This is a genomic window from Brevundimonas sp. UBA7534, assembly GCF_002479325.1.
Taxonomy (GTDB): Bacteria; Pseudomonadota; Alphaproteobacteria; order Caulobacterales; family Caulobacteraceae; genus Brevundimonas.
Window position 1 is genome coordinate 1 of sequence record NZ_DLMO01000024.1, and the last position, 18,590, is coordinate 18,590.

Annotated in this window: 26 protein-coding genes; 7 read left to right on the forward strand and 19 right to left on the reverse strand. The window is 70.4% G+C overall.

Translation table 11 applies throughout. The features are described 5' to 3' along the window. The 6 genes from ccmE to B2U11_RS01545 form a co-directional block, all read right to left on the reverse strand. A partial coding sequence (ccmE, locus tag B2U11_RS01520; RefSeq protein ID WP_292069280.1) for a cytochrome c maturation protein CcmE occupies window positions 1-397 on the reverse strand: 397 nt, incomplete at its 3' end. A gap of 70 nt (window positions 398-467) precedes the next feature. Then, complete coding sequence (ccmI, locus tag B2U11_RS01525) at window positions 468-1,295, reverse strand: c-type cytochrome biogenesis protein CcmI (protein ID WP_292069281.1); 828 nt, start codon at window positions 1,293-1,295, stop codon at window positions 468-470. A gap of 31 nt (window positions 1,296-1,326) precedes the next feature. Then, window positions 1,327-2,487, reverse strand: a complete 1,161-nt coding sequence (locus B2U11_RS01530) for a hypothetical protein (RefSeq protein ID WP_292069282.1) — start codon at window positions 2,485-2,487, stop codon at window positions 1,327-1,329. A 259-nt stretch (window positions 2,488-2,746) separates the two neighbouring features. Continuing rightward, the gene (locus tag B2U11_RS01535; RefSeq protein WP_292069283.1) at window positions 2,747-4,195 is read right to left on the reverse strand and encodes a sensor histidine kinase; all 1,449 of its coding nucleotides are present in this window, start codon (window positions 4,193-4,195) and stop codon (window positions 2,747-2,749) included. Window positions 4,196-4,205: 10 nt separating this feature from the next. Continuing rightward, on the reverse strand, window positions 4,206-4,886 hold the full coding sequence (locus tag B2U11_RS01540) for a response regulator transcription factor (RefSeq protein WP_292069284.1): 681 nt from the start codon (window positions 4,884-4,886) through the stop codon (window positions 4,206-4,208). Then, window positions 4,886-5,218, reverse strand: coding sequence for a hypothetical protein (locus B2U11_RS01545; RefSeq protein WP_292069285.1), 333 nt, complete (start codon window positions 5,216-5,218; stop codon window positions 4,886-4,888). Before B2U11_RS01545 ends, B2U11_RS01540 begins: the two co-directional genes overlap by 1 nt. A gap of 218 nt (window positions 5,219-5,436) precedes the next feature. On the opposite strand from B2U11_RS01545, the gene B2U11_RS01550 reads away from it, so the two are divergent. Next, window positions 5,437-5,808: a hypothetical protein gene (locus B2U11_RS01550; RefSeq protein WP_292069286.1), complete on the forward strand. Its 372-nt coding sequence runs from the start codon at window positions 5,437-5,439 to the stop codon at window positions 5,806-5,808. A gap of 16 nt (window positions 5,809-5,824) precedes the next feature. On the opposite strand, the gene B2U11_RS01555 is transcribed toward B2U11_RS01550, so the two are convergent. Both B2U11_RS01555 and B2U11_RS01560 read right to left on the reverse strand, forming a co-directional pair. Next, window positions 5,825-6,424 carry a uracil-DNA glycosylase family protein gene (locus B2U11_RS01555; protein ID WP_292069287.1) on the reverse strand — a complete coding sequence of 200 codons (600 nt, stop codon included), beginning with the start codon at window positions 6,422-6,424 and terminating at the stop codon, window positions 5,825-5,827. After that, complete coding sequence (locus tag B2U11_RS01560) at window positions 6,414-6,716, reverse strand: DUF3253 domain-containing protein (RefSeq protein WP_292069288.1); 303 nt, start codon at window positions 6,714-6,716, stop codon at window positions 6,414-6,416. Before B2U11_RS01560 ends, B2U11_RS01555 begins: the two co-directional genes overlap by 11 nt. 45 nt (window positions 6,717-6,761) lie before the next feature. On the opposite strand from B2U11_RS01560, the gene B2U11_RS01565 reads away from it, so the two are divergent. Next, window positions 6,762-7,193, forward strand: coding sequence for a PaaI family thioesterase (locus B2U11_RS01565; RefSeq protein WP_292069289.1), 432 nt, complete (start codon window positions 6,762-6,764; stop codon window positions 7,191-7,193). Between the two features lie 20 nt (window positions 7,194-7,213). Here the strand turns inward: B2U11_RS01565 and B2U11_RS01570 are convergent, their stop codons facing one another. The 8 genes from B2U11_RS01570 to B2U11_RS01605 all read right to left on the reverse strand — a co-directional run bounded on the left by B2U11_RS01570 (window position 7,214) and on the right by B2U11_RS01605 (window position 12,235). Next, window positions 7,214-7,591, reverse strand: a complete 378-nt coding sequence (locus tag B2U11_RS01570; RefSeq protein ID WP_292069290.1) for a type II toxin-antitoxin system VapC family toxin — start codon at window positions 7,589-7,591, stop codon at window positions 7,214-7,216. Next, window positions 7,588-7,881: a type II toxin-antitoxin system Phd/YefM family antitoxin gene (locus B2U11_RS01575; protein WP_292069291.1), complete on the reverse strand. Its 294-nt coding sequence runs from the start codon at window positions 7,879-7,881 to the stop codon at window positions 7,588-7,590. The genes B2U11_RS01570 and B2U11_RS01575 overlap by 4 nt, the downstream gene beginning before the upstream one ends. A gap of 35 nt (window positions 7,882-7,916) precedes the next feature. Then, a complete protein-coding gene (locus B2U11_RS01580) occupies window positions 7,917-8,531 on the reverse strand; it encodes a glutathione S-transferase family protein (protein ID WP_292069292.1) in 615 nt (204 codons plus the stop codon). Window positions 8,532-8,559: 28 nt separating this feature from the next. Next, window positions 8,560-9,834: a NupC/NupG family nucleoside CNT transporter gene (locus B2U11_RS01585; protein WP_292069293.1), complete on the reverse strand. Its 1,275-nt coding sequence runs from the start codon at window positions 9,832-9,834 to the stop codon at window positions 8,560-8,562. Between the two features lie 79 nt (window positions 9,835-9,913). Continuing rightward, a complete protein-coding gene (locus B2U11_RS01590; RefSeq protein WP_292069294.1) occupies window positions 9,914-10,342 on the reverse strand; it encodes a DoxX family protein in 429 nt (142 codons plus the stop codon). Beyond that, the gene (locus tag B2U11_RS01595) at window positions 10,339-11,097 is read right to left on the reverse strand and encodes a DNA-binding domain-containing protein (protein ID WP_292069295.1); all 759 of its coding nucleotides are present in this window, start codon (window positions 11,095-11,097) and stop codon (window positions 10,339-10,341) included. Before B2U11_RS01595 ends, B2U11_RS01590 begins: the two co-directional genes overlap by 4 nt. Beyond that, window positions 11,094-11,942: a DUF692 domain-containing protein gene (locus B2U11_RS01600; RefSeq protein ID WP_292069296.1), complete on the reverse strand. Its 849-nt coding sequence runs from the start codon at window positions 11,940-11,942 to the stop codon at window positions 11,094-11,096. Before B2U11_RS01600 ends, B2U11_RS01595 begins: the two co-directional genes overlap by 4 nt. Beyond that, window positions 11,942-12,235 carry a DUF2282 domain-containing protein gene (locus B2U11_RS01605; protein ID WP_292069297.1) on the reverse strand — a complete coding sequence of 98 codons (294 nt, stop codon included), beginning with the start codon at window positions 12,233-12,235 and terminating at the stop codon, window positions 11,942-11,944. The genes B2U11_RS01600 and B2U11_RS01605 overlap by 1 nt, the downstream gene beginning before the upstream one ends. Before the next feature lie 154 nt (window positions 12,236-12,389). Here B2U11_RS01605 and B2U11_RS01610 point away from each other — a divergent pair, with 154 nt between their 5' ends. Further along, window positions 12,390-12,932 carry a sigma-70 family RNA polymerase sigma factor gene (locus B2U11_RS01610; RefSeq protein ID WP_292069298.1) on the forward strand — a complete coding sequence of 181 codons (543 nt, stop codon included), beginning with the start codon at window positions 12,390-12,392 and terminating at the stop codon, window positions 12,930-12,932. Then, on the forward strand, window positions 12,922-13,557 hold the full coding sequence (locus tag B2U11_RS01615; RefSeq protein ID WP_292069299.1) for a DUF1109 domain-containing protein: 636 nt from the start codon (window positions 12,922-12,924) through the stop codon (window positions 13,555-13,557). Before B2U11_RS01610 ends, B2U11_RS01615 begins: the two co-directional genes overlap by 11 nt. Window positions 13,558-13,561: 4 nt before the next feature. Here B2U11_RS01615 and B2U11_RS01620 read toward each other — a convergent pair whose 3' ends face one another. Further along, entirely contained in the window at window positions 13,562-14,440 is an 879-nt protein-coding gene (locus B2U11_RS01620) for a branched-chain amino acid aminotransferase (protein ID WP_292069301.1), read from the reverse strand. A gap of 82 nt (window positions 14,441-14,522) precedes the next feature. Between B2U11_RS01620 and B2U11_RS01625 the strand changes: the two genes are divergently transcribed. From B2U11_RS01625 to B2U11_RS01635, 3 genes are read left to right on the forward strand one after another with little or no spacing between them, the layout of a single operon-like run. Then, entirely contained in the window at window positions 14,523-15,260 is a 738-nt protein-coding gene (locus B2U11_RS01625) for a response regulator (protein ID WP_292069302.1), read from the forward strand. Window positions 15,261-15,276: 16 nt separating this feature from the next. Continuing rightward, on the forward strand, window positions 15,277-16,659 hold the full coding sequence (locus tag B2U11_RS01630; RefSeq protein ID WP_292069303.1) for an ATP-binding protein: 1,383 nt from the start codon (window positions 15,277-15,279) through the stop codon (window positions 16,657-16,659). Between the two features lie 41 nt (window positions 16,660-16,700). Next, complete coding sequence (locus B2U11_RS01635; protein WP_292069305.1) at window positions 16,701-17,198, forward strand: hypothetical protein; 498 nt, start codon at window positions 16,701-16,703, stop codon at window positions 17,196-17,198. Window positions 17,199-17,202: 4 nt separating this feature from the next. Here the strand turns inward: B2U11_RS01635 and B2U11_RS01640 are convergent, their stop codons facing one another. Together B2U11_RS01640 and B2U11_RS01645 are read right to left on the reverse strand one after the other, a co-directional pair. Beyond that, the gene (locus B2U11_RS01640; RefSeq protein WP_292069306.1) at window positions 17,203-17,997 is read right to left on the reverse strand and encodes a pyrroline-5-carboxylate reductase family protein; all 795 of its coding nucleotides are present in this window, start codon (window positions 17,995-17,997) and stop codon (window positions 17,203-17,205) included. Further along, the gene (locus tag B2U11_RS01645; protein WP_288759553.1) at window positions 17,997-18,500 is read right to left on the reverse strand and encodes a YbjN domain-containing protein; all 504 of its coding nucleotides are present in this window, start codon (window positions 18,498-18,500) and stop codon (window positions 17,997-17,999) included. The genes B2U11_RS01640 and B2U11_RS01645 overlap by 1 nt, the downstream gene beginning before the upstream one ends. Window positions 18,501-18,590: the final 90 nt, after the last annotated feature.

An 18,590-nucleotide genomic window follows, 5' to 3' on the forward strand; every position in this document is an offset into this window, starting at 1 on the left:
GGTCGTTCTCGTCGTGCTTGGCCAGGACCTGGCTGGCGTGAAACACCCGGTCGGGGCCGAACGTCCCCTGCGCCACGATGCCCTGCCCCTCGCGGAACAGATCCGGCAGATCGCCGTGGTACATGACGCGCGTGGTCGCGGCGTTGTCGGTGACGACGAAAACGACGGAGCCGTCGGCCGCCTTCCGTACGCTGCCCGCCTCGACCAGGCCGCCCAGGCGGATGTGTCGACCCGCCGGCGCCGTCGCGGCCGTCGCCTCCGACGGGGAATAGAAGAAGGTCACGCTGTCCTGCATGGCCCACAGCGACAGGCCGACCGCCAGGGCCAGGATCGGCGCGGCGGCGGCCACGACCCACAGGCGGCGACGCGCCTTCGGCGATTTGGGCAGCCAGCTCATGCGGCGGACGATCCGGAAACGACAGACAGGAGCGGCCGATATAGCCGCCGCCCGGCCCGGCGCCAAAGCGTCATTGCGCCCCCGCCGGGGGCATCCGCCGCTCCAGGTCCTGGCGGCGCGGGTCCGTCGGGTCCAGGGCGGCGATCAGCGGAGTCCACTGCGCGCGCGTCTCGGCCGCGTCGCCGCGCCTCAGCGCCGCCTCGCCCAGGAAGAAGCGCGCGCCCAGTTGGTCGGGGTCGTGGCGCACCGCCTCGCGGAAGGCGGCCTCCGCGTCGGCGCCGATCCGGTCCTCGTTGGCCCGCACCAGGCTTTCGCCCAGCCGCGCCCAGGCCTGGCCGTCGTCGGGCCTCAGCGCCACCAGCCGACGGAAGGCCGAGGCGGCGCCCAGGGGATCGTCGGCCTGGAACCGCGCCGCGCCCAGCATGGCCAGCGCCTGCGGATCGTCCGGCCGCTCGCGCACCACGCGGGCGACCACGGCGGCCAGCTGCGGCGGCTGCAGCGCGTCCGGCGTCTCGGCCCATTGATCGACACGGCTTTCGTAGCCCTGATCCGGCAGGCCGGGCGCCCCGACCAGGACATAGAGGCCCAGCGCCCCTGCCGTCGACGCCCCGATCCCGGCCAGAACCCACAGCCGGTCGCGCGGTCCGGCGCGGACCGGACGATCGGCCTGGATCGCCTCGCCCGCCAGCAGGCGGCGCGCCGCCTCGGCCCGCGCCGCCGCGTGGGCGGCCTCGTCCATCAGGCCGCGGGTCTTCAGCCGGTCCAGTTCCTCGATCTCGCGCAGGCCCGCGGCGGTCTCCGCCTGGGGCGCCGCCGTCGCGCCGCGCCGCGCGCCGCCCAGCACCGCCAGGGCGGCCAGGGCGGCGGCGAGGCCGGTCATCATCCAGAAGACGATCATGGCTCGCCGTCTAGCCCATGCGGGCCGGCCGTCAAAGCGCCCGCGACGCCGCGCCCGCCGTGGCCCGCGCGGTCTCGGCCGTCGCCGCGCGCCGTCGCACCGTGCGCGCCGCCTCCAGCGCCTCGATCGAGGTCAGATAGCGCGCCGCGATCCCGACCAGCCGCAGCGCCCGATCCACGTCCGGCGCCTCTCCGTCGGCGATGCCGTCCAAGGCCTCGTTGGCCCAGATGGTCAGATAGTCGGTCAGTTCGGCGTTCAGCCGCTGACGGTCGGATTCGCTGCCGAACACCACGGCCGGTCCTCGCAGCGCGGTGACCAGTCCCAACAGGGCCGCCGCCGCCTCGATCGGCTCGCCCTCGGTCGGCGCCTCCAGCCAAGGGGCCATCCGCGTCATCCGCCCGGCGATGGTCTGGCGCTTCATCGGCAGGGCCGCATGGGCCGCCGCCCCGGCCGAACGCATCAGCCCCGACAACTGGCCGGACAGCTTGACCCGCGCCATCCGCGTGGTCTTGCCCCACGGCGAGCCCGGACGCAGCTGCAGCGTCAGGTCCAGTTCGGACAGCACGGCGGCGCACCACTCCGCGTCGGCCACGGCGGCCTGGGCCTCCGCCTCCCCCGGCGCCGCGCCCAGCGCGCCCAGCCGCGCCACCCGCTCAGTCACCGACGCCAGCAGCCGGTCGACGAAGACCGCCATCTCGGAATGACTGAGCACCAGCTCGTTGCCGGCCGAGCGGCTGGTGCGGGTGACGACGCGCAGCATCCGTTCGGCGTCGGCCACATGGGCGAACAGGATGTCGACCATGCGGCGGCCGCCATGCTCGCCGACGGCGTTGGCGTCCTGGATCAGCAGTCTCAGCCCCGCCGCCTGTTCGTCGTCGGGCCGCTCCAGCCAGGCCGGCAGGCGAGGCAGGGCGCGGCGCGCCAGCGGCCCCAGGTCGAAACAGCCGGCCAGTTCCTCGCGCGCCTCGCGCGGGGCGTCGGGCCAGACCTGACCGTGCCGGTCGCGCACGGCGGCGGCGCAGGCGGCGCACAGCCGGTCGGCGGCCGTCGTCCAGTCGCCCTCGGTCGGCCCCGCCCCGTCCAGCAGCGGCAGCAGATCGGCCTCCCGCTCGGCGGCGACGCGCCAGGCGCGGTCCCGCGCGCTCGGAGGGAAGGTCAGGCCGGCGACGCCGTCCTGGCGGGGGGCGAACATCGGGGCCAGGGGGGGCCAGGGCGGTGTCGCGGCGGCGGCGGTCGCGCCATTCGTCCTCGATCATCCGGGCCAGTTCGACGGTGCGGTCGTCGGTCGCCCCCTCGACCGGAAAACCGTCACGCAGGCCCTCCAGCACCGCGTCGCCGCAGCGCTGGATGAGGTCCGTCAGGACCGACCGTTGCGTTTCCGATAGCGCGCCCAACCCCGTCTCCGCCGTTCGGCGACATGGTGAGCCGCCGAGATTAACAAGCGCTTGGCGTCACAGTTCGGCGGCGGGCAGCTCCAGCACCACCTTCAACCCGCCCATGTCGCTGTCGCCCAGCGTCATGCGGCCGCCATAGGCCCGCGTCAGGTCGTCCACGATCGACAGGCCCAGGCCCGATCCGGGCGCGTCCTCGTCCAGGCGCGCGCCGCGCTTCAGCACTTCGTCGCGCGCGCCTTCCGGCAGGCCGGGGCCGTCGTCCTCGACCACCGCCACCATCCGACCCAGACCGTCCGGCCCGGCCGAGACCCGCACGCGGCGACGGCTGAACTTGGCCGCGTTCTCGATCAGATTGCCCAGGATTTCCTGCAGGTCCTGCCGTTCGCCCAGGAAGGCCAGGGTGTCGGGCGCGCGCCAGTCCACCTCCACGGCCTTGTCGCGGAACACCTGCTCGATCATCACCGCCAGTTCGTCCAGCACCTCGGGCACGTCGGTCTTCTCGCCCAGGCCGTGGGCGGCGCGCGCGGCGGCGCGGGCGCGGCGCAGGTGGTGGTCGACCTGGCCCTGCATCACCTTCGTCTGGCGCCGGACCAGTTCCGGCAGCGTCCCCTCGGCGTCGCCGGCTTCGGTCATCATCACCGAAATCGGCGTCTTCAGCGCGTGCGCCAGATTGCCGACGTGGGTGCGCTGGCGCTCCACGACCTCCTGATTGTGGTCCAGGAGGCGGTTGACCTGTTCGGCCAGGGGCTGAATCTCCACCGGATAGCTGCGCCCGATCCGCGCCGCCTTGCCCTTTCGCACATCGGCGATCTCGTTCCTCAGCTCATACAGGGGGCGCAGACCCACCTGAACCTGGATGAAGACCGCGGAAACCAGGCCGAAGCCCATCACCAGCAGGGCGATCCAGGTCACGGTGGCGAACTGGCGCGTGTCGGCGTCGATGTCGGACCGGTCCAGCGCGGCCAGGAAGACGACCGGCTCGTCATAGCGCGGGACCGACTTCATGCTGGCGGCGGCGCGCAGGGGCTCGCCCTTGGGGCCCACGGTGTTGAAACTGATGACGTCGCCGAAGGCCGCGTCCAGCCGGTCGGGCAGACCGGGCGGGGTGTCCAGATTGTAGGTCCACAGCGAGCGCGACCGCGCCACGGTCACCAGCCGACCATCCGCCCCCTCGCGCGCGATCGCCCAGTATTTGCCCGACAGCAGGCGCAGGGTCCGCGCATCCTGAATTTGAGGCACGGCCTGGTCTCGCGGGGTTCGGGCGGCCGCGACGACGATCTCGTCCACCGTCTCGTTCAGAACGTTTCCCAGCCGGCGCAGCGCCGATTCCTGGAAGGCCTGGGTCAGGAACAGGGCGGCTATCACAAGGGCCAGCAGGATCCACGCCGCCGCCAGCCAGATCAGCCGTCGGGTCAGAGACCGGCCGGGCCGCCCGAACCAGCGGCCCCAATCCCGTAGCGGAGAACCTCGAGGGGCGGGTCCAGGTCGGCGCCCGGCGTCGCTCATGCCGCGTCGCTCACGCCGCCTCGGTCTCGCCCGCCAGCGGCGTCAGCCGATAGCCCAGGCCGCGCACGGTCTCGATCCGGTCCGAGCCGACCTTCTTCCTCACCCGGCCGATGAACACCTCGATGGTGTTGGAATCGCGGTCGAAATCCTGGTCGTACAGATGCTCGACCAGTTCGGTGCGGCTGATGACCCGGCCCTGGTGCATCATCATGTAGTGCAGCAGTCGGTATTCCAGGCTGGTCAGGCGCAGCGGTTCGCCGTTGACGCTGGCGCGCGCCGCGCGCGGGTCCAGCCGCAAGCCGCCGCACGACAGGGTCGCCGAGGCGTGGCCGGCCGAGCGGCGCAGCAGGGCGCGCAGACGGGCCAGCAGTTCCTCGGTGTGGAACGGCTTGGTCAGATAGTCGTCGGCGCCGGCGTCGAAGCCCGCCACCTTGTCCGACCAGGCGCCGCGCGCGGTCAGGATCAGCACCGGCGTCGTCTTGCCCTCGCGCCGCCAGCGCTCCAGCACCGACACCCCGTCGATCTTGGGCAGGCCCAGGTCCAGCACGATCACGTCATAGGGCTCGTTCTCGCCCAGGTAATGGGCTTCCTCGCCGTCCGGGGCGTGATCCACCGCATAGCCGGCGTCGCCGAGCGCCGTCTTCAGCTGACGCGACAGGTCCGCGTCGTCCTCGACCAGAAGCACCCGCATCAGTTCGGCCTGCGACGCGGGTTGTTGTCGTTTCCGCCCTGGCTGGTGCGGCCGGTCTGGCCGTCGACCACGACCTCGCGCACCCGGCCGTCGCGCTCGACCAGCACCGAATAGTCGCCATTGCGACGCGGCTGGGTGTCGATCACACGGCCGCCGCCGGCCTGGCCGCCGCGTCGGCGGGCCTCGTCGGGACTGACGCGCGGCGCGGGACGCTCCTGCGACTGCGACGGCTGACGTTGATCGCGCGACTGGGCGATCGCCTCCGTCGACAGGACGGGAGCGAGGGCCAGGGCCGCGACGGCGACGATGAGACTGGCGGGTTTGCGGAACATGGCGGTCGATCTAGCCCCGTGCGCCTGAACAGGCGCTGAATGATCCGTATAGGTGAAATGGACGGCGCCGCAAAACCAAGGAACGGTGATCGTGACCGATTTCTCATCTCGATGAACCGAACATGATCGGCGCTGTTCAGATCGGGCTCAGCCGCCGGGTGGTCATCTGGCCTCATCGCTGGTCGCCCCGACCGGCGCCGAGAACGAGGAGTCCTCCCATGCGGAAGTTCGTCATCCCCGCCGTCGCCCTGGCCGCCGTTTCGGTCGCCGCGCCGTCGTTCGCCCAGTCCCATCACCAGTCCTATCACCGCCCGGCCCCGCACGCCGTCAGCTATGGCTCGTGGCAGTCGATCAACGCGCGCCAGGCCAACCTCGACCGTCGCATCGACCAGGGCGTCCGCACCGGCCAGCTGAGCCGCCGGGAAGCCACGCGGCTGCGCTCAGAGTTCAACAGCCTGCTGCGTCTTGAGGCCAACTACCGCCGCGGCGGCCTGACGGCCTGGGAACGCAACGACCTGGATCGTCGCTTCGACCGCCTGTCGGCCAACATCCGCTACGAACGTCGCGACCGCGACAACCGCCGCGGCTGATCCGGCGCTTCACGCCTCAGGGGTCCGTGCGTTCTCGCAGCGCGCGGACCCTTTCCTTCAGGTGCGGCACGACCTCCGCCTCGAACCAGGGATTGCGCCTCAGCCAGGCGGTGTTTCGCCACGACGGATGCGGCAACGGCAGGATCGCCGGGCCATAGTCGCGCCAGGCCCGCACCGTCTCGGTCATATTGGTCTTGGCCCGGTCGCCCAGCGCCCAGGCCTGGGCGTAGCCCCCGACCAGCAGCGTCAGCTCCACCGCCGGCAGGGCCTCCAGCAGACGGGGCCGCCAGAGTTCGGCGCAGCGCGGCGGCGGCGGATAGTCTCCGCCCTTGGGCGCCGTGCCCGGATAGCAGAAGGCCTGGGCCGCCACCCCGATGCGCGGATCGCCGTAGAAGGCGTCGTAATCCACCCCCATCCAGTCGCGCAGTCGGTCGCCCGACGGATCGGTGAAGGGCCGCCCGCTCTCATGCACCCGCCGCCCCGGCGCCTGGCCGCAGATCAGCAGGCGCGTCTGCGGCGAGACCCAGACCACCGGACGCGGCGTGTGCGGCAGCACCCCGGCGCAGGCGCGGCAGGCGCGGATGTCCTCGACGACCGACTGGAGGTCAGTCGTCATCCGCCTCTTCGACCGGCGGGCGGCGGCTCAGGGCCAGCGCCGTCTCTTCCTCGGTCGGCAGCCGCAGGCGGGTCACGCCCCGGAAATTCTCCGGATCGACGGGCTTGCCCTTCTTGGTGATGGTCAACCGCCCCTGGCGCATCAGCCCCAGCGCGGCCGTGCGCACCTTGGGCAGCATCCTCTGCCACTGTTCGGGCTGCAGCGCCTTTGCCACCTCGGCGGGCTCAATGCTCTTGCCCGGGCCGAGGACGGACAGTTTTTCGAAAATTGCGGCTTCGATCGGATCGCTCATGGCGCCTATATGCTGCACCGCACGCTCAGAAGTAAGACCAAAGACATGGCCAACAAGATCACCGTGACCGAGGGCGAGTTCGCCGGCTGGCAGACCTACGACCACCACGCCACCTTCGACACCGTGGTCGGCCCATTCTACGGCCGCCCCGACCCGGACGGCCAGATGCGCTGCGCCTTCCGCGCCGAGCCCAAGCACATGAACGCCGGCGGGCGGATGCACGGCGGCTGCCTGATGACCTTCGCCGACATCGCCCTGTTCCAGATCGCCTATCAGGAGCTGGAAGGCGCCTCGGGCGTGACGGTGCAGCTGGATTCCACCTTCATCGACGGCGCCTATGTCGGCGAACTGATCGAGGCGACCGGCCAGGTCAGCAAGGCCGGCAAGAGCCTGATCTTCGTGCGCGGCCAGATCACCACCGGCGACCGGCTGCTGATGACCTTCTCCGGCGTGATCCGGAAGTTCACGCCGCGGTGAAGCTCTGCCGAAGATGAGGCTCAGTTGAGCATGGTCGCGCAGCCGTAGAGCGACAGCACGCGGTCCGACGTGACCAGCGTAGCCCTCTCCTCCAGCGCTTGAGCGACGATGAGGCGGTCGAACGGGTCCCTGTGAATCCATGGCAAGTCGGACACTCGCCACGAATGCCTGTCGTTCAGCGGAAGGCTGACGCACCCGATCTGCTCGAGCCGCGTCAACACGCCGTCACCGACGTCGAGTTTCCCCACGCTGCGCTTCAGCGCGATTTCGAAGATCGAGATCGAACTCACCAGCAGAACGTTCGCCTCGTCGTTCAGGGCCGCTTCCACCACGCGCGACAGCCGGTCCGGGGTTCGCAACATCCAGACGACGATATTGGTGTCCAGAAGCAGCCTCACTCCTCGGCGAAGCCCCGCCGATCCGGAAAAATCTCGCTCTCGTAGAAGAGGCGCTCGATTTCCGCATTGGTTGCGGGGCTGTCCCAGTCCGGCGACAGTTTGAATTCCTCCCGCATCGAGCCGAACAGGGCGCGACGCGGCGTCTTCGTCTCGGTCGCCTCGGAAACGGGGTTTAGCCGCACCAGCGGCTTGCCCGCCTTGGCGATCACCACCTCCTCGCCCGCCAGAGCGCGTTCGATCAGCTTCGACAGCGTCGTCTTGGCTTCGTGGATGTTCGCGGTGACGGCCATCCGGGTAAGCTAACCTAGCTAACCCAATTTTTCAATCAGATCCCCGCCGCCGCCGCCGGGCGCGCGCGACACGTCTCCATCCATCGCGCCAGGTTCTCGAACTCGGCCGGCGGTCGGTATTTGATCAGGCGACCGAAATCCAGGCCGACCACGGCGACGATGTCGGCGATGGTGAAGCGGTCGGCGATGAACGCGCGGTCGGCCAGGCGCCGGTCCAGCGTCTTCATGAACTTTTCGGCCCCGCCGCGGTTGTATTCGGCCACCTGCGGTTGGGGCGTCTCCAGCGCGGCCAGGGCCGGATGGCTGAACCGCACCGTCAGCATCATCGGATTGGCCAGATAGATTTCGCACCGGCGCGTCCACATCTCGATGATCGCCTGCTCCTTCGCATCGCGGCCGAACAGGTTCGGCTCGGGATGCAGCGCCTCCAGATAGCGGCCGATGGCGATGGATTCCGTCAGGCGGGTCCCGTCCTCCAGTTCCAGCGCCGGCACGTGCGGCACGCCGAACTTGGCGCGGTAGTCGGGCGTGCGGTGTTCGCCCGCCAGCAGGTCGACCTCGACGATCTCGACGTCCTCGATCCCCTTTTCGGCCATGATCCAGCGGACCCGGCGCGGATTGGGCGCGCGGTGAGAGGTGTAGAGCTTCATGGCGGCGTTCCCGTTGCTTTTGGAAACGCTACTGCGCGAACACCGCCGCGGGCAAGGCGCCGACGATGGCGGCGCTCATCAGGGTGGCCATGAAGCCGGCGAACAGGGCCTTCCAGATCAGGCCCAGCACCTCCTCGCGCCGCTCGGGCATCAGTACGGACAGGCCGGTCACCGTGATGCCCACCGAGCCGATGTTGGCGAAGCCGCACAGGGCATAGGTCATCAGCATCCGCGTACGCTCGCTCATCTCGCCCGCCGGAATGCGGCCCAGGTCGATGAAGGCGACGAACTCGGTCAGGGTCAGCTTGACCCCCAGCAGCCAGCCGGCCTTGCCCGCCTCGGCCGCCTCCACCCCCGTCAGCCAGGCCAGCGGGGTGAACAGCACGCCCAGCATCCGCTCGACCGTCAGCGGCTCGCCGAACACCACGAAACCGCTCAGCATCACGTTCACCAGGGCGACCAGCGCCACGAAGACGATCAGCACCGCCGAGATGTTCAACACCACCATCAGCCCGTCCGACGTCCCCTTGGAGATGGCGTCGATGGCGCTGTCGTACTTCAGCGCGGAATCGTAGCTGATCGCCTGGGCGGCCTCCTTGTTGGGTTCGGGCACGATGATCCGCGCCAGCAGCACCCCGGCGGGCGCCGAGACGATGGAGGCGACCAGCACGTGGCCGGCGGCGTTTGGCAGGGTCTGCGACAGGATGCTGGCGTAGGCGACCATGGTCGATCCGGCGACGGTGGCCAGACCCACGGTCATCATCAGGAAGATCTCCGACCGGCTCAGCTTGTCCAGATAGGCCTTGATGACGATCGGGCTCTCGATGGTGCCCAGGAAGATGTTGGCCGCCACCGCCAGGGCCGAGGCGCCGCCCAGGCCCATCGTCCGCTGAAACAGGAAGCCGAAGCCCCGGATCAGCCACTTCAGGATCTTCCAGTGCCACAGCAGCGCCGACAGGGCCGAGATCACCAGGATCAGCGGCAGGACGTTGAAGGCGAAGGTGAATAGCGCCCCCTGGTTCTCCACCACATAGGGCTGATCGCCGCCCGCCAGATAGCCGAACACGAACCGCGTGCCCTGGGCCGTCGCATCGGCCAGGCCGTCGATGGCGCCCGTCACCGCCGCCAGCACGCCGCGCGATCCGGGGATGGCGAACAGGGCCAGCACCAGCGCCGCCTGCACCGCCACCGCCCCCAGCGCCAGCTTCCAGGGGAACACCCGCCGGTTCTCCGAGATCGCCCAGCACAGGGCGACGATGACGACCAGGCCGAACAGGCTCTGGAGGTTCAGGAGGCTGAACATGAAGTCGGATTCCCACGCCGCGCCGCGGCTTCATCCGCTTCAAGGACAAGTTGACGCGGCTGGCAAGGGCGCCGGGGCCTCAGTCCAGACGGAAAACCCGATCCAGGCTGGCCGCGCCCGGTCCCCGCGCGATCAGATAGACCAGCGGCCCGGCCCATAGCAGGTGGGTCGGCCAGCCGGTCGGCACGACGAATAGCTGGATCACAAGCGTCATCAGCAGCAGGCCGATCGCCGCTGGCCGCGTCAGCAGGCCGAGCACCAGAAGGATCGGCAGGGCGTGCTCGGCGTAGGTCGCCAGATGCGCGGCCAGGTCCGGCGGCAGCAGCGGCACGCGATACTCCTCGGCGAACAGATATTCGGTCGACGGCGACAGGGTCAGCAGGCCCTCCACCTTGGTGCGGCCGGACAGGAAGAAGGGCGCGGCGATCGCGACGCGCAGCAGCAGGGCAAGCGGCCATTCAGGAATGGCGTCGGTGATGCGCTGGTGGATGCGGGCGATGGCGGTCATGGGTTCGGCCTCTCGGGGGTTTCGAAGACGCCGTGCGCGATCAGGCCGGCGAACAGGGTGGGGATGTCCAGGTCCGCCTGCGCCGCCTGCGCCGCCAACGCGGCCACGCCGAAGGCGCGGCCCTTGCGGCAGGCGTCCAGGAAGACCCATTCGGCGCGGCTCAGACTGCGCGCGCGGACCTCGGCGTCCGGACGGTGGACGAGCAGGCCCTCCGGCTCGGGGCGCCAGGCCAGTTCGGCTCCGGCCTGCGGATCGCGGTGCGCCAGCCACAGCGACGGCGCGGTCCAGTCGAACCAGAACAGGCGCACCGACGGGTGCAGCCGGGCGGGGACGCCGGTCAGGGTCAGGCTCAACGCCGCCGCCTGCCGCGCATCCAGCGTGCGCGCGTCAGGCGCCAGGTGCGCCTCGGTCCAGGCGCGGTCCAGCCGGGCGGCCGGCGCCAGATAGGCCATTTCCCGCGCTGGCTCGAACCGGGCCAGCCAGTCGGGAAACCCCGCGCCATAGGCGGCCAGGACGGGATCGTCGCCAGGCTGATCCTCGACGAACTCGCGCGCGGCGGCGCGGAACCATTCGCCGCCGACCATCTGCGACACGGTCGGATAGTTGGCCTCCAGCGCGTCGATCCGGCCCTTCACGGCGGTGTTGCGATAGACGGCGATGGCGCCCAGCGTCCGGTCGTCCGGCTCCAGATGCGGCCACAGCGCGTCGAACCCCCCGCCCAGCGCGGTTTCGAAGGCGGCGTGAAAGGCGGTCATGCCAGGGTCTCCACCAACATCAGGGCTTCCGCGGCGCGGGCCTGTTCGCCCAGCAGTTCGGCGAACGTCGGAACCTCGCCGTCTCGTTCGACCAGCGTGGGCCGCCCGCCTATCCGGCCGATCAGCCGCTCGTAGAGCCGCCAGACCGCCTCGGCGACCGGGGCGTCATGGCTGTCGATCAGAAGGCTCTCGCCCCAGACCGGATCGGGCCGATGCCCCGCCAGATGGATCTCGCCGACCAGGTCGCCCGGCACGGCGCCCAGCCACGCCTCGGCCGACAGGCCCATGTTGGCGGCGCTGACGTGCACATTGTTGACGTCCACCAGCAGGCCGCAGCCGGTGCGGCGGGCGATCTCGACCAGGAAGTCGACCTCGTCCCATTCATGGCCGGCCATCGGCAGATAGGCGGTCGGGTTCTCGATCAGCAGGCGACGGCCCAGATGCGCCTGCGACTCTTCGATATGGTCGCAGACCAGCGTCAGCATCTCGCGGCTGCGCGGCACGGGCAGCAGGTCGGGGTGATAGACGTTCCCGCGTCGCGACCAGGCCAGATGCTCGGACACCACGAAGGGTTCGAACCGGTCGATCAGGGCGCGGAAGCGGGCCAGGTGCGCGCGGTCGGGGCGCTCGTCTCCGGCCAGGGACAGGCCGACGCCGTGCAGCGACAGCGGCCGGCGCGCGCGGATGCGCTCCAGCCAGCCCAGGCGCGGCCCGCCGTCGACCATATAGTTCTCGGGATGCACCTCGAACCACAGGCCATTCTGCGCTCCGACCGCCGGGCAGGCCTCGGCCTGGTCGTAGTGTTGGGGCTTCAGACCCAGACCGGCAGTCGGAACGACGGACATCAGCGGTTCGGGATCGCGGTCAGCGAACCATTGCCCTTGGGCGTCTGGATCGTGGTGCAGGTGCCCTTGGCGACCAGCTTCCAGGCGTTGCCCTGATAGTCGCGGGTCGAGGTGCCGGCGCAGGTGGTGCCGGGGCCGGCGGCGCAGTCGTTCTGGCCGGCCTTGGCCACGCCGTAGCACTTCTCCATGGCGTTTTCCTGGGCAGCGGTAGGACGATTCTGCGCGGCGGCGGCGTTGGCGCCCAGGGCCAGCAGGGCGCCAACGCCGATCAGGATCTTGGCGGAAGTCTTCATGGGATCGTCTCCTGTGTGAGGGCCGACCCGGGGCGGAGCGGCCTGACAGGAGAGGTTTCGGCGCCGACGCGGCGAAGGTTACGCAAAAATATTCGCGCGATTATTTGCCCCGGTCCTGTAACCTCCGTCCGGTCCGACGCGAATGGGATGCTGCGTGGTCGACAAGGAAGCCGAGCTCAAGCGTCTGATGTTGCGGGGTCTCGACGGCGACGCCGCGGCCTGGCGCGCCTTGCTGTCCGAAATGCGGGGCGCCCTGACCCCCTTCTTCAGACGTCGGCTTATCGGCCAGGAAGCCGATGCGGAGGATCTCGTGCAGGACTGCCTGATCGCCATCCACGCCAAGCGCGCGACCTATGACCGGTCGCTGCCGTTCACGGCCTGGGCCTATGCGATCGCGCGCTACAAGCTGATCGACCATTTCCGCCGCCAGGGCCGTCGCCACGACGTGCCGCTGGAGGAGGCGTCCGTTCTCCTGGCCGAACACACGGTCGAGGACGGCGTCGCCCGCCGCGACCTGAAGAAGGTCCTGTCCATCCTGCCGCTGCGCCAGCGCCGCCTGGTCGAGGACGTGCGCATCGGCGGCTTCAGCCTGGCCGAGGCGGCCGCCCGCAACGGCTTCACCGAGGGCGCGGCCAAGGTCAGCGTCCACCGCTCCCTGAAGACGCTGGCCGCCAGCGTGAAGACCGATGAAGACTGACGACCTGATCGACGCCCTCGCGACCGGACTGGAGCCCGCCGCGCCCGCGCGGATGGAGCCTGCATGGCTTTGCTGGGCGGCCGGCGCGGCGACGGTCGCGGTGGCGCTGCTGCTGGGCGTCCGGCCGGACCTGACCGAGGCGCTGCAGGCGCCCACGCCGTGGGTGAAGGGAATTTACACCGCCGTTCTGGCCGGAGCGGCGATCCGGCTGGCGACGCGCCTGGGCCGGCCCGGCGTCGACGCGCGCCCGGCGGCGGCCCTGGTGCTGGCGGTGGTGGCGGTCGCGGCGCTGTGGGGCGGAATCGAGACGGCGATGACGCCGGCGGATCAGCGCATGGCCGGCTGGCTGGGCGGCACCTGGACCGTCTGCGGGCGCAACATCGTGTTGGTGTCGGCCTTCGCCGCGCCGCTGGTCTTCCTGTCGGCGCGCAGGCTGGCCCCCACCCGCCCGACGGCGGCGGGCCTGGCGCTGGGCATGGCGGCGGGCGGCATCGCCGCCACGGCCTATGGCCTGCTGCATTGCGGAGAGGCGACCGCCGCCTTCGTCGCCACCTGGTACACCCTGGGCGTGGCCGCCGCTGGCCTCATCGGCGCCGTCGTCGGCCGCTACGCCCTGCGCTGGTGACGCCTTACAGCTGGCGGCGCACCAGCTTGCCGTAGTGTTCCATCAGGTCCAGCGACAGGGCGCCGGGCGTGAAGCGATAGTCGCCGATCTCGGCCACGGGCGTGACCTCCACCGCCGTGCCGGTCAGGAAGCATTCGGAGAAGTCCGACAGCTCTTCCGGCTTGATGTCGCGCACCACCACCTCGATCCCCTTGGCCCGGGCGATCTCGATCACCGTCTGGCGGGTGATGCCGTCCAGGATGTGGTCGACCTTGGGCGTATGCAGCACGCCGTCGCGCACGAAGAAGACGTTGGCGCCGGTCGCTTCGGCCACGAAGCCGCGCCAGTCCAGCATCATGGCGTCGGCGAAGCCGCGCCGTTCCGCCGCGTTCTTGGACATGGTGCAGATCATGTACAGACCCGCCGCCTTGGCCGTGGTCGGGGCGGTGGCCGGGTCGGGACGACGCCACTTGGACCATTCCAGGCGCAGGCCGCGCGCCTTGACCTCGGGGTCGAAATAGCTGGGCCAGTCCCAAACCGCGACGGCCAGGTGCACCTTGTTGTTCAGGGCGGACACGCTGGTCTGCTCCGGCCCCAGGAAGGCGACGGGCCGCACGTAGCAGTCCGTCAGCCCGTTCTTGGCGCAGGTGTCGTTGCAGATGGCGTCGATCTCGGCGACGCTGTAAGGGATTTCGAAATCGAGCAGTTCGGCCGACCGCTTCAGGCGCTCAGAATGAGGCGTCAGCTTGAAGATTTCGCCGCCATACATACGCTCACCCTCGAACACGGACGAACCGTAGTGCAGGGCGTGGGTCAGAACGTGCGTTTTCGCTTCCCGCCAGGGCACGAAATCGCCATCTACCCAGATCCAGCCGTCACGATCGTCGAAAGGAACGAAGGCCATTGCAATACGTCTCCCGCGGAACTGAGGGTGTTAGACCCGCCCGAATCGCTCAGGTCAACGCCTTGGGCGGGGAGAAGGCGGCATGAGCCTGACGGAATCGCGTTCTTACGGTCGTTCGGGGCCGATCGCCGGGCCCGGCGTGGGCCGTCACCTGCTGATCGTCGACGATGACGACCGCATCCGCGAATTGCTGAAGGAGTTCCTCTCGCGCGAGGGCTACCGCGTCACCGGCGCCGCCCACGCCGCGGCCGCCAAGCGGATGATGGAGCTGATCGAGTTCGACCTGGTCGTGCTGGACGTCATGATGCCGGGCGAAAGCGGTCTGGATCTGACCACCTGGGTGCGCGAGAAGGCCGAGACCTCCAAGACCCCCGTCCTGCTGCTGACCGCTCGCGGCGACGCCGAGGACCGGATCGAGGGCCTGTCGCGCGGCGCCGACGACTATATGGCCAAGCCGTTCGAGCCGCGCGAGCTGGTGCTGCGGATCGAAGCCATCCTGCGCCGCACCGGCGGCAAGCCCCTGACCCCGCGCGAGATCAAGCTGGGCGCCGCCGTGTTCGACATGGAGCGGCTGGAGCTGACCCGCGACGGCAAGCCCCAGCGCCTGACCGAGGCCGAGGCGCAACTGCTCAAGACCCTGGCCCTGCACGCCCACGCCCCGGTCGAACGGATGAGCCTGTCGCCCGACACCGCCGACATCACCGGCCGCGCCGTCGACGTGCAGGTCACGCGCCTGCGCCGCAAGCTGGAGGCCGATCCAAAGAACCCGCGCTACCTCCAGACCGTGCGCGGCGTCGGCTATATGCTGGCGCCGGACTGAACCTCGGAGCGCGCCCATGCGGCTGCTGCCCGCCTATCTGTGGCCGCGTTTCCTCAAGCGGCGCCTGCCCACCTCGCTGTGGGGCCGGTCGCTGCTGATCATCGTCCTGCCGGTGCTGGTCATGCAGACGGCGGTGACCTGGATCTTCTTCGACGCTCACTGGCAGACCGTGACCGCGCGCCTGTCGGAGGGATTGGCCGGCGACATCGCCTGGGCGGTCGAAAGCTACGAGGACGATCCGACCCGCGAGAACCTGGACCGGATCGCCGAACGGGCCGAGCGTTCCATGTCCCTGTCCATCGCCCTGCAGGAGGACCGCACCCTGCCGACTGAGCAGCGGCGCGGGGCCATCGGGGTGGTCGACCGCGTGCTGGACAAGGCGCTGGCCGGCCGGCTGGACCGCCCCTACTGGTTCGACACCACCCGCTACCCCGCCTATGTCGACATTCAGGTGCAGGAGCCGCAGGGCGTGCTGCGCATCATCGCCCCGCGCGAGCGGGCGGTGGCCACCCAGGCGCACATCTTCGTCCTGTGGCTGGCGGTGGCGACCATCCTGCTGATGGGGGTGGCCATCCTGTTCATCCGCAATCAGGTGCGCGCCATCGAACGGCTGGCGGACGCCGCCGAGGCCTTCGGTCGAGGCGAGACGGTGCCGCGTTTCAAGCCGCACGGCGCGCGCGAGGTTCGGGCGGCGGCGACCGCCTTCCTGGCCATGCGCGACCGCATCCAGCGCCATATCGACCAGCGCACCGCCCTGCTGGCCTCGGTCAGCCATGACCTGCGCACGCCCCTGACCCGGTTGCGGCTGGAACTGGCCCTGGCCCCGCCTTTCAAGCGTCAGGCCGCCATGCGCGGCGACCTGGACGAGATGGAGCACATGATCGACGAATACCTCGACTTCGCCCGCGGCGAGGCTGGGGAGCCGCCGGCCCCCGTCGTCATCCCCGACCTGCTGGAGGCCGCCGCCGCCGACGCCCGCCGCGTGGGCGCCGAGGTCGAGGTGGTCGCCCCCGCCGGCCTGACCACGGCCGTCCGCCCCCTGGCCTTCAAGCGCGCCCTGGTGAACCTGACCGGCAACGCCGCCGCCCACGGCGACCGGGTGCGGCTGTCGGCCCGTCCCCTGGCCTCGGGCGGGCTGGAGATCCTGGTCGAGGACGACGGGCCGGGCATCCCCGAGGCCCTGCATGAGGAAGCCTTCCGGCCCTTCTCGCGCCTGGACGAATCCCGCAACCAGAACCGCAAGGGCGTGGGCCTGGGCCTGGCCATCGCCCGCGACGTGGCGCGCGGTCACGGCGGGGACGTGACCCTGGGCCGCAGCGACCTGGGCGGGCTGAAGGCGGTCATCCGCCTGCCCACGCCGGTTTCCACCGCCGCCCCCTCTAGCGAAACGGCGCCTTAGGGGTCATCTTCAGTTCCGACAGGGACTGGAGATGGATCATCATGCGTAAACTGCCCTTCTTCGCGCCCGCCGCGGCTGTGGCCGCCGCCCTCGCGGTCGCCGGCGCCGCCCAGGCGCAACCGGACGCCGTCCAGCCGACCGTGACCGTCACCCTGGGCGCGGACCTTCAGAGCCGCGTCGACAAGCTGGGCGACCGCGAGGTCAGCGCACAGGCGGCGCGTCTGCAGACCGAGGTCGAACAGGCCCTGGCCCAGCGCTATCCCGGCGCCTCGGCCCAATTGGTGCTCACCGACCTGAAGCCCAACCGTCCCACCATGCAGCAGATGCGCGACACGCCGGGCCTGGACCCGATCCGCAGCATCTCGATCGGCGGCGCGGCGGTCGAAGGGACCATCGTCACCGCCGACGGCGAAAGCCGTCCGGTGAAGTTCTCCTACTTCTCGCCCAGCATTCGCGATGTCTATGGCTTCGGGGTCTGGCACGACGCCGACCGCGCCTTCGACCGCCTGGGCGCCGGCATCGAACGCGGCCGCTACTAAGTTTTCAGCCCATCTCGCGGTTGCGGCGGACCGCCGCCGCAACCGTGTCCTGCAGCGCCGTCGTCAGCCGGCCGTCCCTGTCCAGGGCGTCCAGGCCCGCGCGGGTCGAACCGCCCGGCGAGGCGATGCGCGCGATCAGGGTTTCCAGCGTATCGTCGCCCATGGAATCCGCCGCCGAACGCAGGGTGGCGCGCGCCAGCACGTCGGCCGTCGCGGCGTCCAGGCCCGCCGCCTCTCCGCCGCGCGCCAGCGCCTCGGTGAAGGCGTAGACATAGGCCGCGCCCGACCCGGCCACGGCCGTCGCGGCGTCCATCAGACCTTCGTCCGGCAGGTCGACCGTCTCGGCCATCGGCTCGAACAGGGCGCGTCCCAGGGCCCGCGCCGCCGGATCGGCCGCCCAGACCGAGGCCACGCCCCGACCGCGCGACACGCCGGTCGTCGGCATCACCCGCCCGATCGGCCAGCCGCCCAGCCCTTCGGCCAGGGTCGGCGCCGTCACGCCCGCCATCACCGACAGCATCACCGCCTGATCGCCCAGGAAGGGCAGCAGCGGCGGCATCACCGTGCGCCACATCGCCGGCTTGACCGCGATCACCACCGCGCGCGCGTCCTTCAGCGCCTCGGGCTCGGGATTGATCCGCGCGCCCCGCGCCCGCGCCGCCTCGGCGGCCGGCTTCTCGGACGGGGTCAAAACGATCAGGTCGGCGGGCGCGACGGCTCCGGTCAGCAGCCAGCCTTCCAGAATGGCGGAGCCCAGTCGGCCGCAGCCGACCAGCACGACGGGGCCGGAAACGGACATCAGGCCGTGCCGACCGTCTCGAACAGGCAGGCGTCGATCGCCTCCTGCGGCTTCTTGTTGCCCCGGACCATGAAGTCGAAGGCGGGATAGTAGCGGTCCGTCGCCTCGATCGCCGCGTCGATCATCGACGCCGCCTGCGCCAGGGTCGGCCGCTCGCCCAGCGGCAGCGCCAGGGAGTGGCGGAAGACGATCTCGCCGTCCTCGGCCCAGACTTCGAAATGACCCATCCAAGTGCGCTGGTTGATCAGTCCCACCAGCTCATAGGCCGCCGTCTTGCGGCTCTTGGCCACGCGCAGGTCCAGGGCGCAGCACAGTTGCAGGCAGTCGCCCTCGGGCCGCCAGGCGAACCAAAGCTCGTAATCCTTCCAGTCGCCGGCCAGGGAAAAGGCCAGGTCCCCGTCGTCGGTCCGGTCGAACGGCAGGTTCTCGGCCGTCAGCACGTGTTCGACGACTTCCAGCGGGTCGACGGGGATTTCCACCTCTTCGGGCCGGGCTGCGTCCATGGGGAGCAATCTCGATTCTGACTCGGGCCGCGTGATTCGCGACCGTTAACGGGACGTTAGGCGTGTTCGCAGATTCGGCTCAACCGGCTG

Bases quoted from the DNA above. Each gene is read 5' to 3' on its own strand.
- ccmI (WP_292069281.1), bottom strand. From the start codon at position 1,295: ATGATCGTCTTCTGGATGATGACCGGCCTCGCCGCCGCCCTGGCCGCC.
- B2U11_RS01530 (WP_292069282.1), bottom strand. From the start codon at position 2,487: ATGTTCGCCCCCCGCCAGGACGGCGTCGCCGGCCTGACCTTCCCTCCG.
- B2U11_RS01535 (WP_292069283.1), bottom strand. From the start codon at position 4,195: ATGAGCGACGCCGGGCGCCGACCTGGACCCGCCCCTCGAGGTTCTCCG.
- B2U11_RS01540 (WP_292069284.1), bottom strand. From the start codon at position 4,886: ATGCGGGTGCTTCTGGTCGAGGACGACGCGGACCTGTCGCGTCAGCTG.
- B2U11_RS01545 (WP_292069285.1), bottom strand. From the start codon at position 5,218: ATGTTCCGCAAACCCGCCAGTCTCATCGTCGCCGTCGCGGCCCTGGCC.
- B2U11_RS01550 (WP_292069286.1), top strand. From the start codon at position 5,437: ATGCGGAAGTTCGTCATCCCCGCCGTCGCCCTGGCCGCCGTTTCGGTC.
- B2U11_RS01555 (WP_292069287.1), bottom strand. From the start codon at position 6,424: ATGACGACTGACCTCCAGTCGGTCGTCGAGGACATCCGCGCCTGCCGC.
- B2U11_RS01560 (WP_292069288.1), bottom strand. From the start codon at position 6,716: ATGAGCGATCCGATCGAAGCCGCAATTTTCGAAAAACTGTCCGTCCTC.
- B2U11_RS01565 (WP_292069289.1), top strand. From the start codon at position 6,762: ATGGCCAACAAGATCACCGTGACCGAGGGCGAGTTCGCCGGCTGGCAG.
- B2U11_RS01575 (WP_292069291.1), bottom strand. From the start codon at position 7,881: ATGGCCGTCACCGCGAACATCCACGAAGCCAAGACGACGCTGTCGAAG.
- B2U11_RS01580 (WP_292069292.1), bottom strand. From the start codon at position 8,531: ATGAAGCTCTACACCTCTCACCGCGCGCCCAATCCGCGCCGGGTCCGC.
- B2U11_RS01585 (WP_292069293.1), bottom strand. From the start codon at position 9,834: ATGTTCAGCCTCCTGAACCTCCAGAGCCTGTTCGGCCTGGTCGTCATC.
- B2U11_RS01590 (WP_292069294.1), bottom strand. From the start codon at position 10,342: ATGACCGCCATCGCCCGCATCCACCAGCGCATCACCGACGCCATTCCT.
- B2U11_RS01595 (WP_292069295.1), bottom strand. From the start codon at position 11,097: ATGACCGCCTTTCACGCCGCCTTCGAAACCGCGCTGGGCGGGGGGTTC.
- B2U11_RS01600 (WP_292069296.1), bottom strand. From the start codon at position 11,942: ATGTCCGTCGTTCCGACTGCCGGTCTGGGTCTGAAGCCCCAACACTAC.
- B2U11_RS01605 (WP_292069297.1), bottom strand. From the start codon at position 12,235: ATGAAGACTTCCGCCAAGATCCTGATCGGCGTTGGCGCCCTGCTGGCC.
- B2U11_RS01615 (WP_292069299.1), top strand. From the start codon at position 12,922: ATGAAGACTGACGACCTGATCGACGCCCTCGCGACCGGACTGGAGCCC.
- B2U11_RS01620 (WP_292069301.1), bottom strand. From the start codon at position 14,440: ATGGCCTTCGTTCCTTTCGACGATCGTGACGGCTGGATCTGGGTAGAT.
- B2U11_RS01625 (WP_292069302.1), top strand. From the start codon at position 14,523: ATGAGCCTGACGGAATCGCGTTCTTACGGTCGTTCGGGGCCGATCGCC.
- B2U11_RS01630 (WP_292069303.1), top strand. From the start codon at position 15,277: ATGCGGCTGCTGCCCGCCTATCTGTGGCCGCGTTTCCTCAAGCGGCGC.
- B2U11_RS01635 (WP_292069305.1), top strand. From the start codon at position 16,701: ATGCGTAAACTGCCCTTCTTCGCGCCCGCCGCGGCTGTGGCCGCCGCC.
- B2U11_RS01640 (WP_292069306.1), bottom strand. From the start codon at position 17,997: ATGTCCGTTTCCGGCCCCGTCGTGCTGGTCGGCTGCGGCCGACTGGGC.
- B2U11_RS01645 (WP_288759553.1), bottom strand. From the start codon at position 18,500: ATGGACGCAGCCCGGCCCGAAGAGGTGGAAATCCCCGTCGACCCGCTG.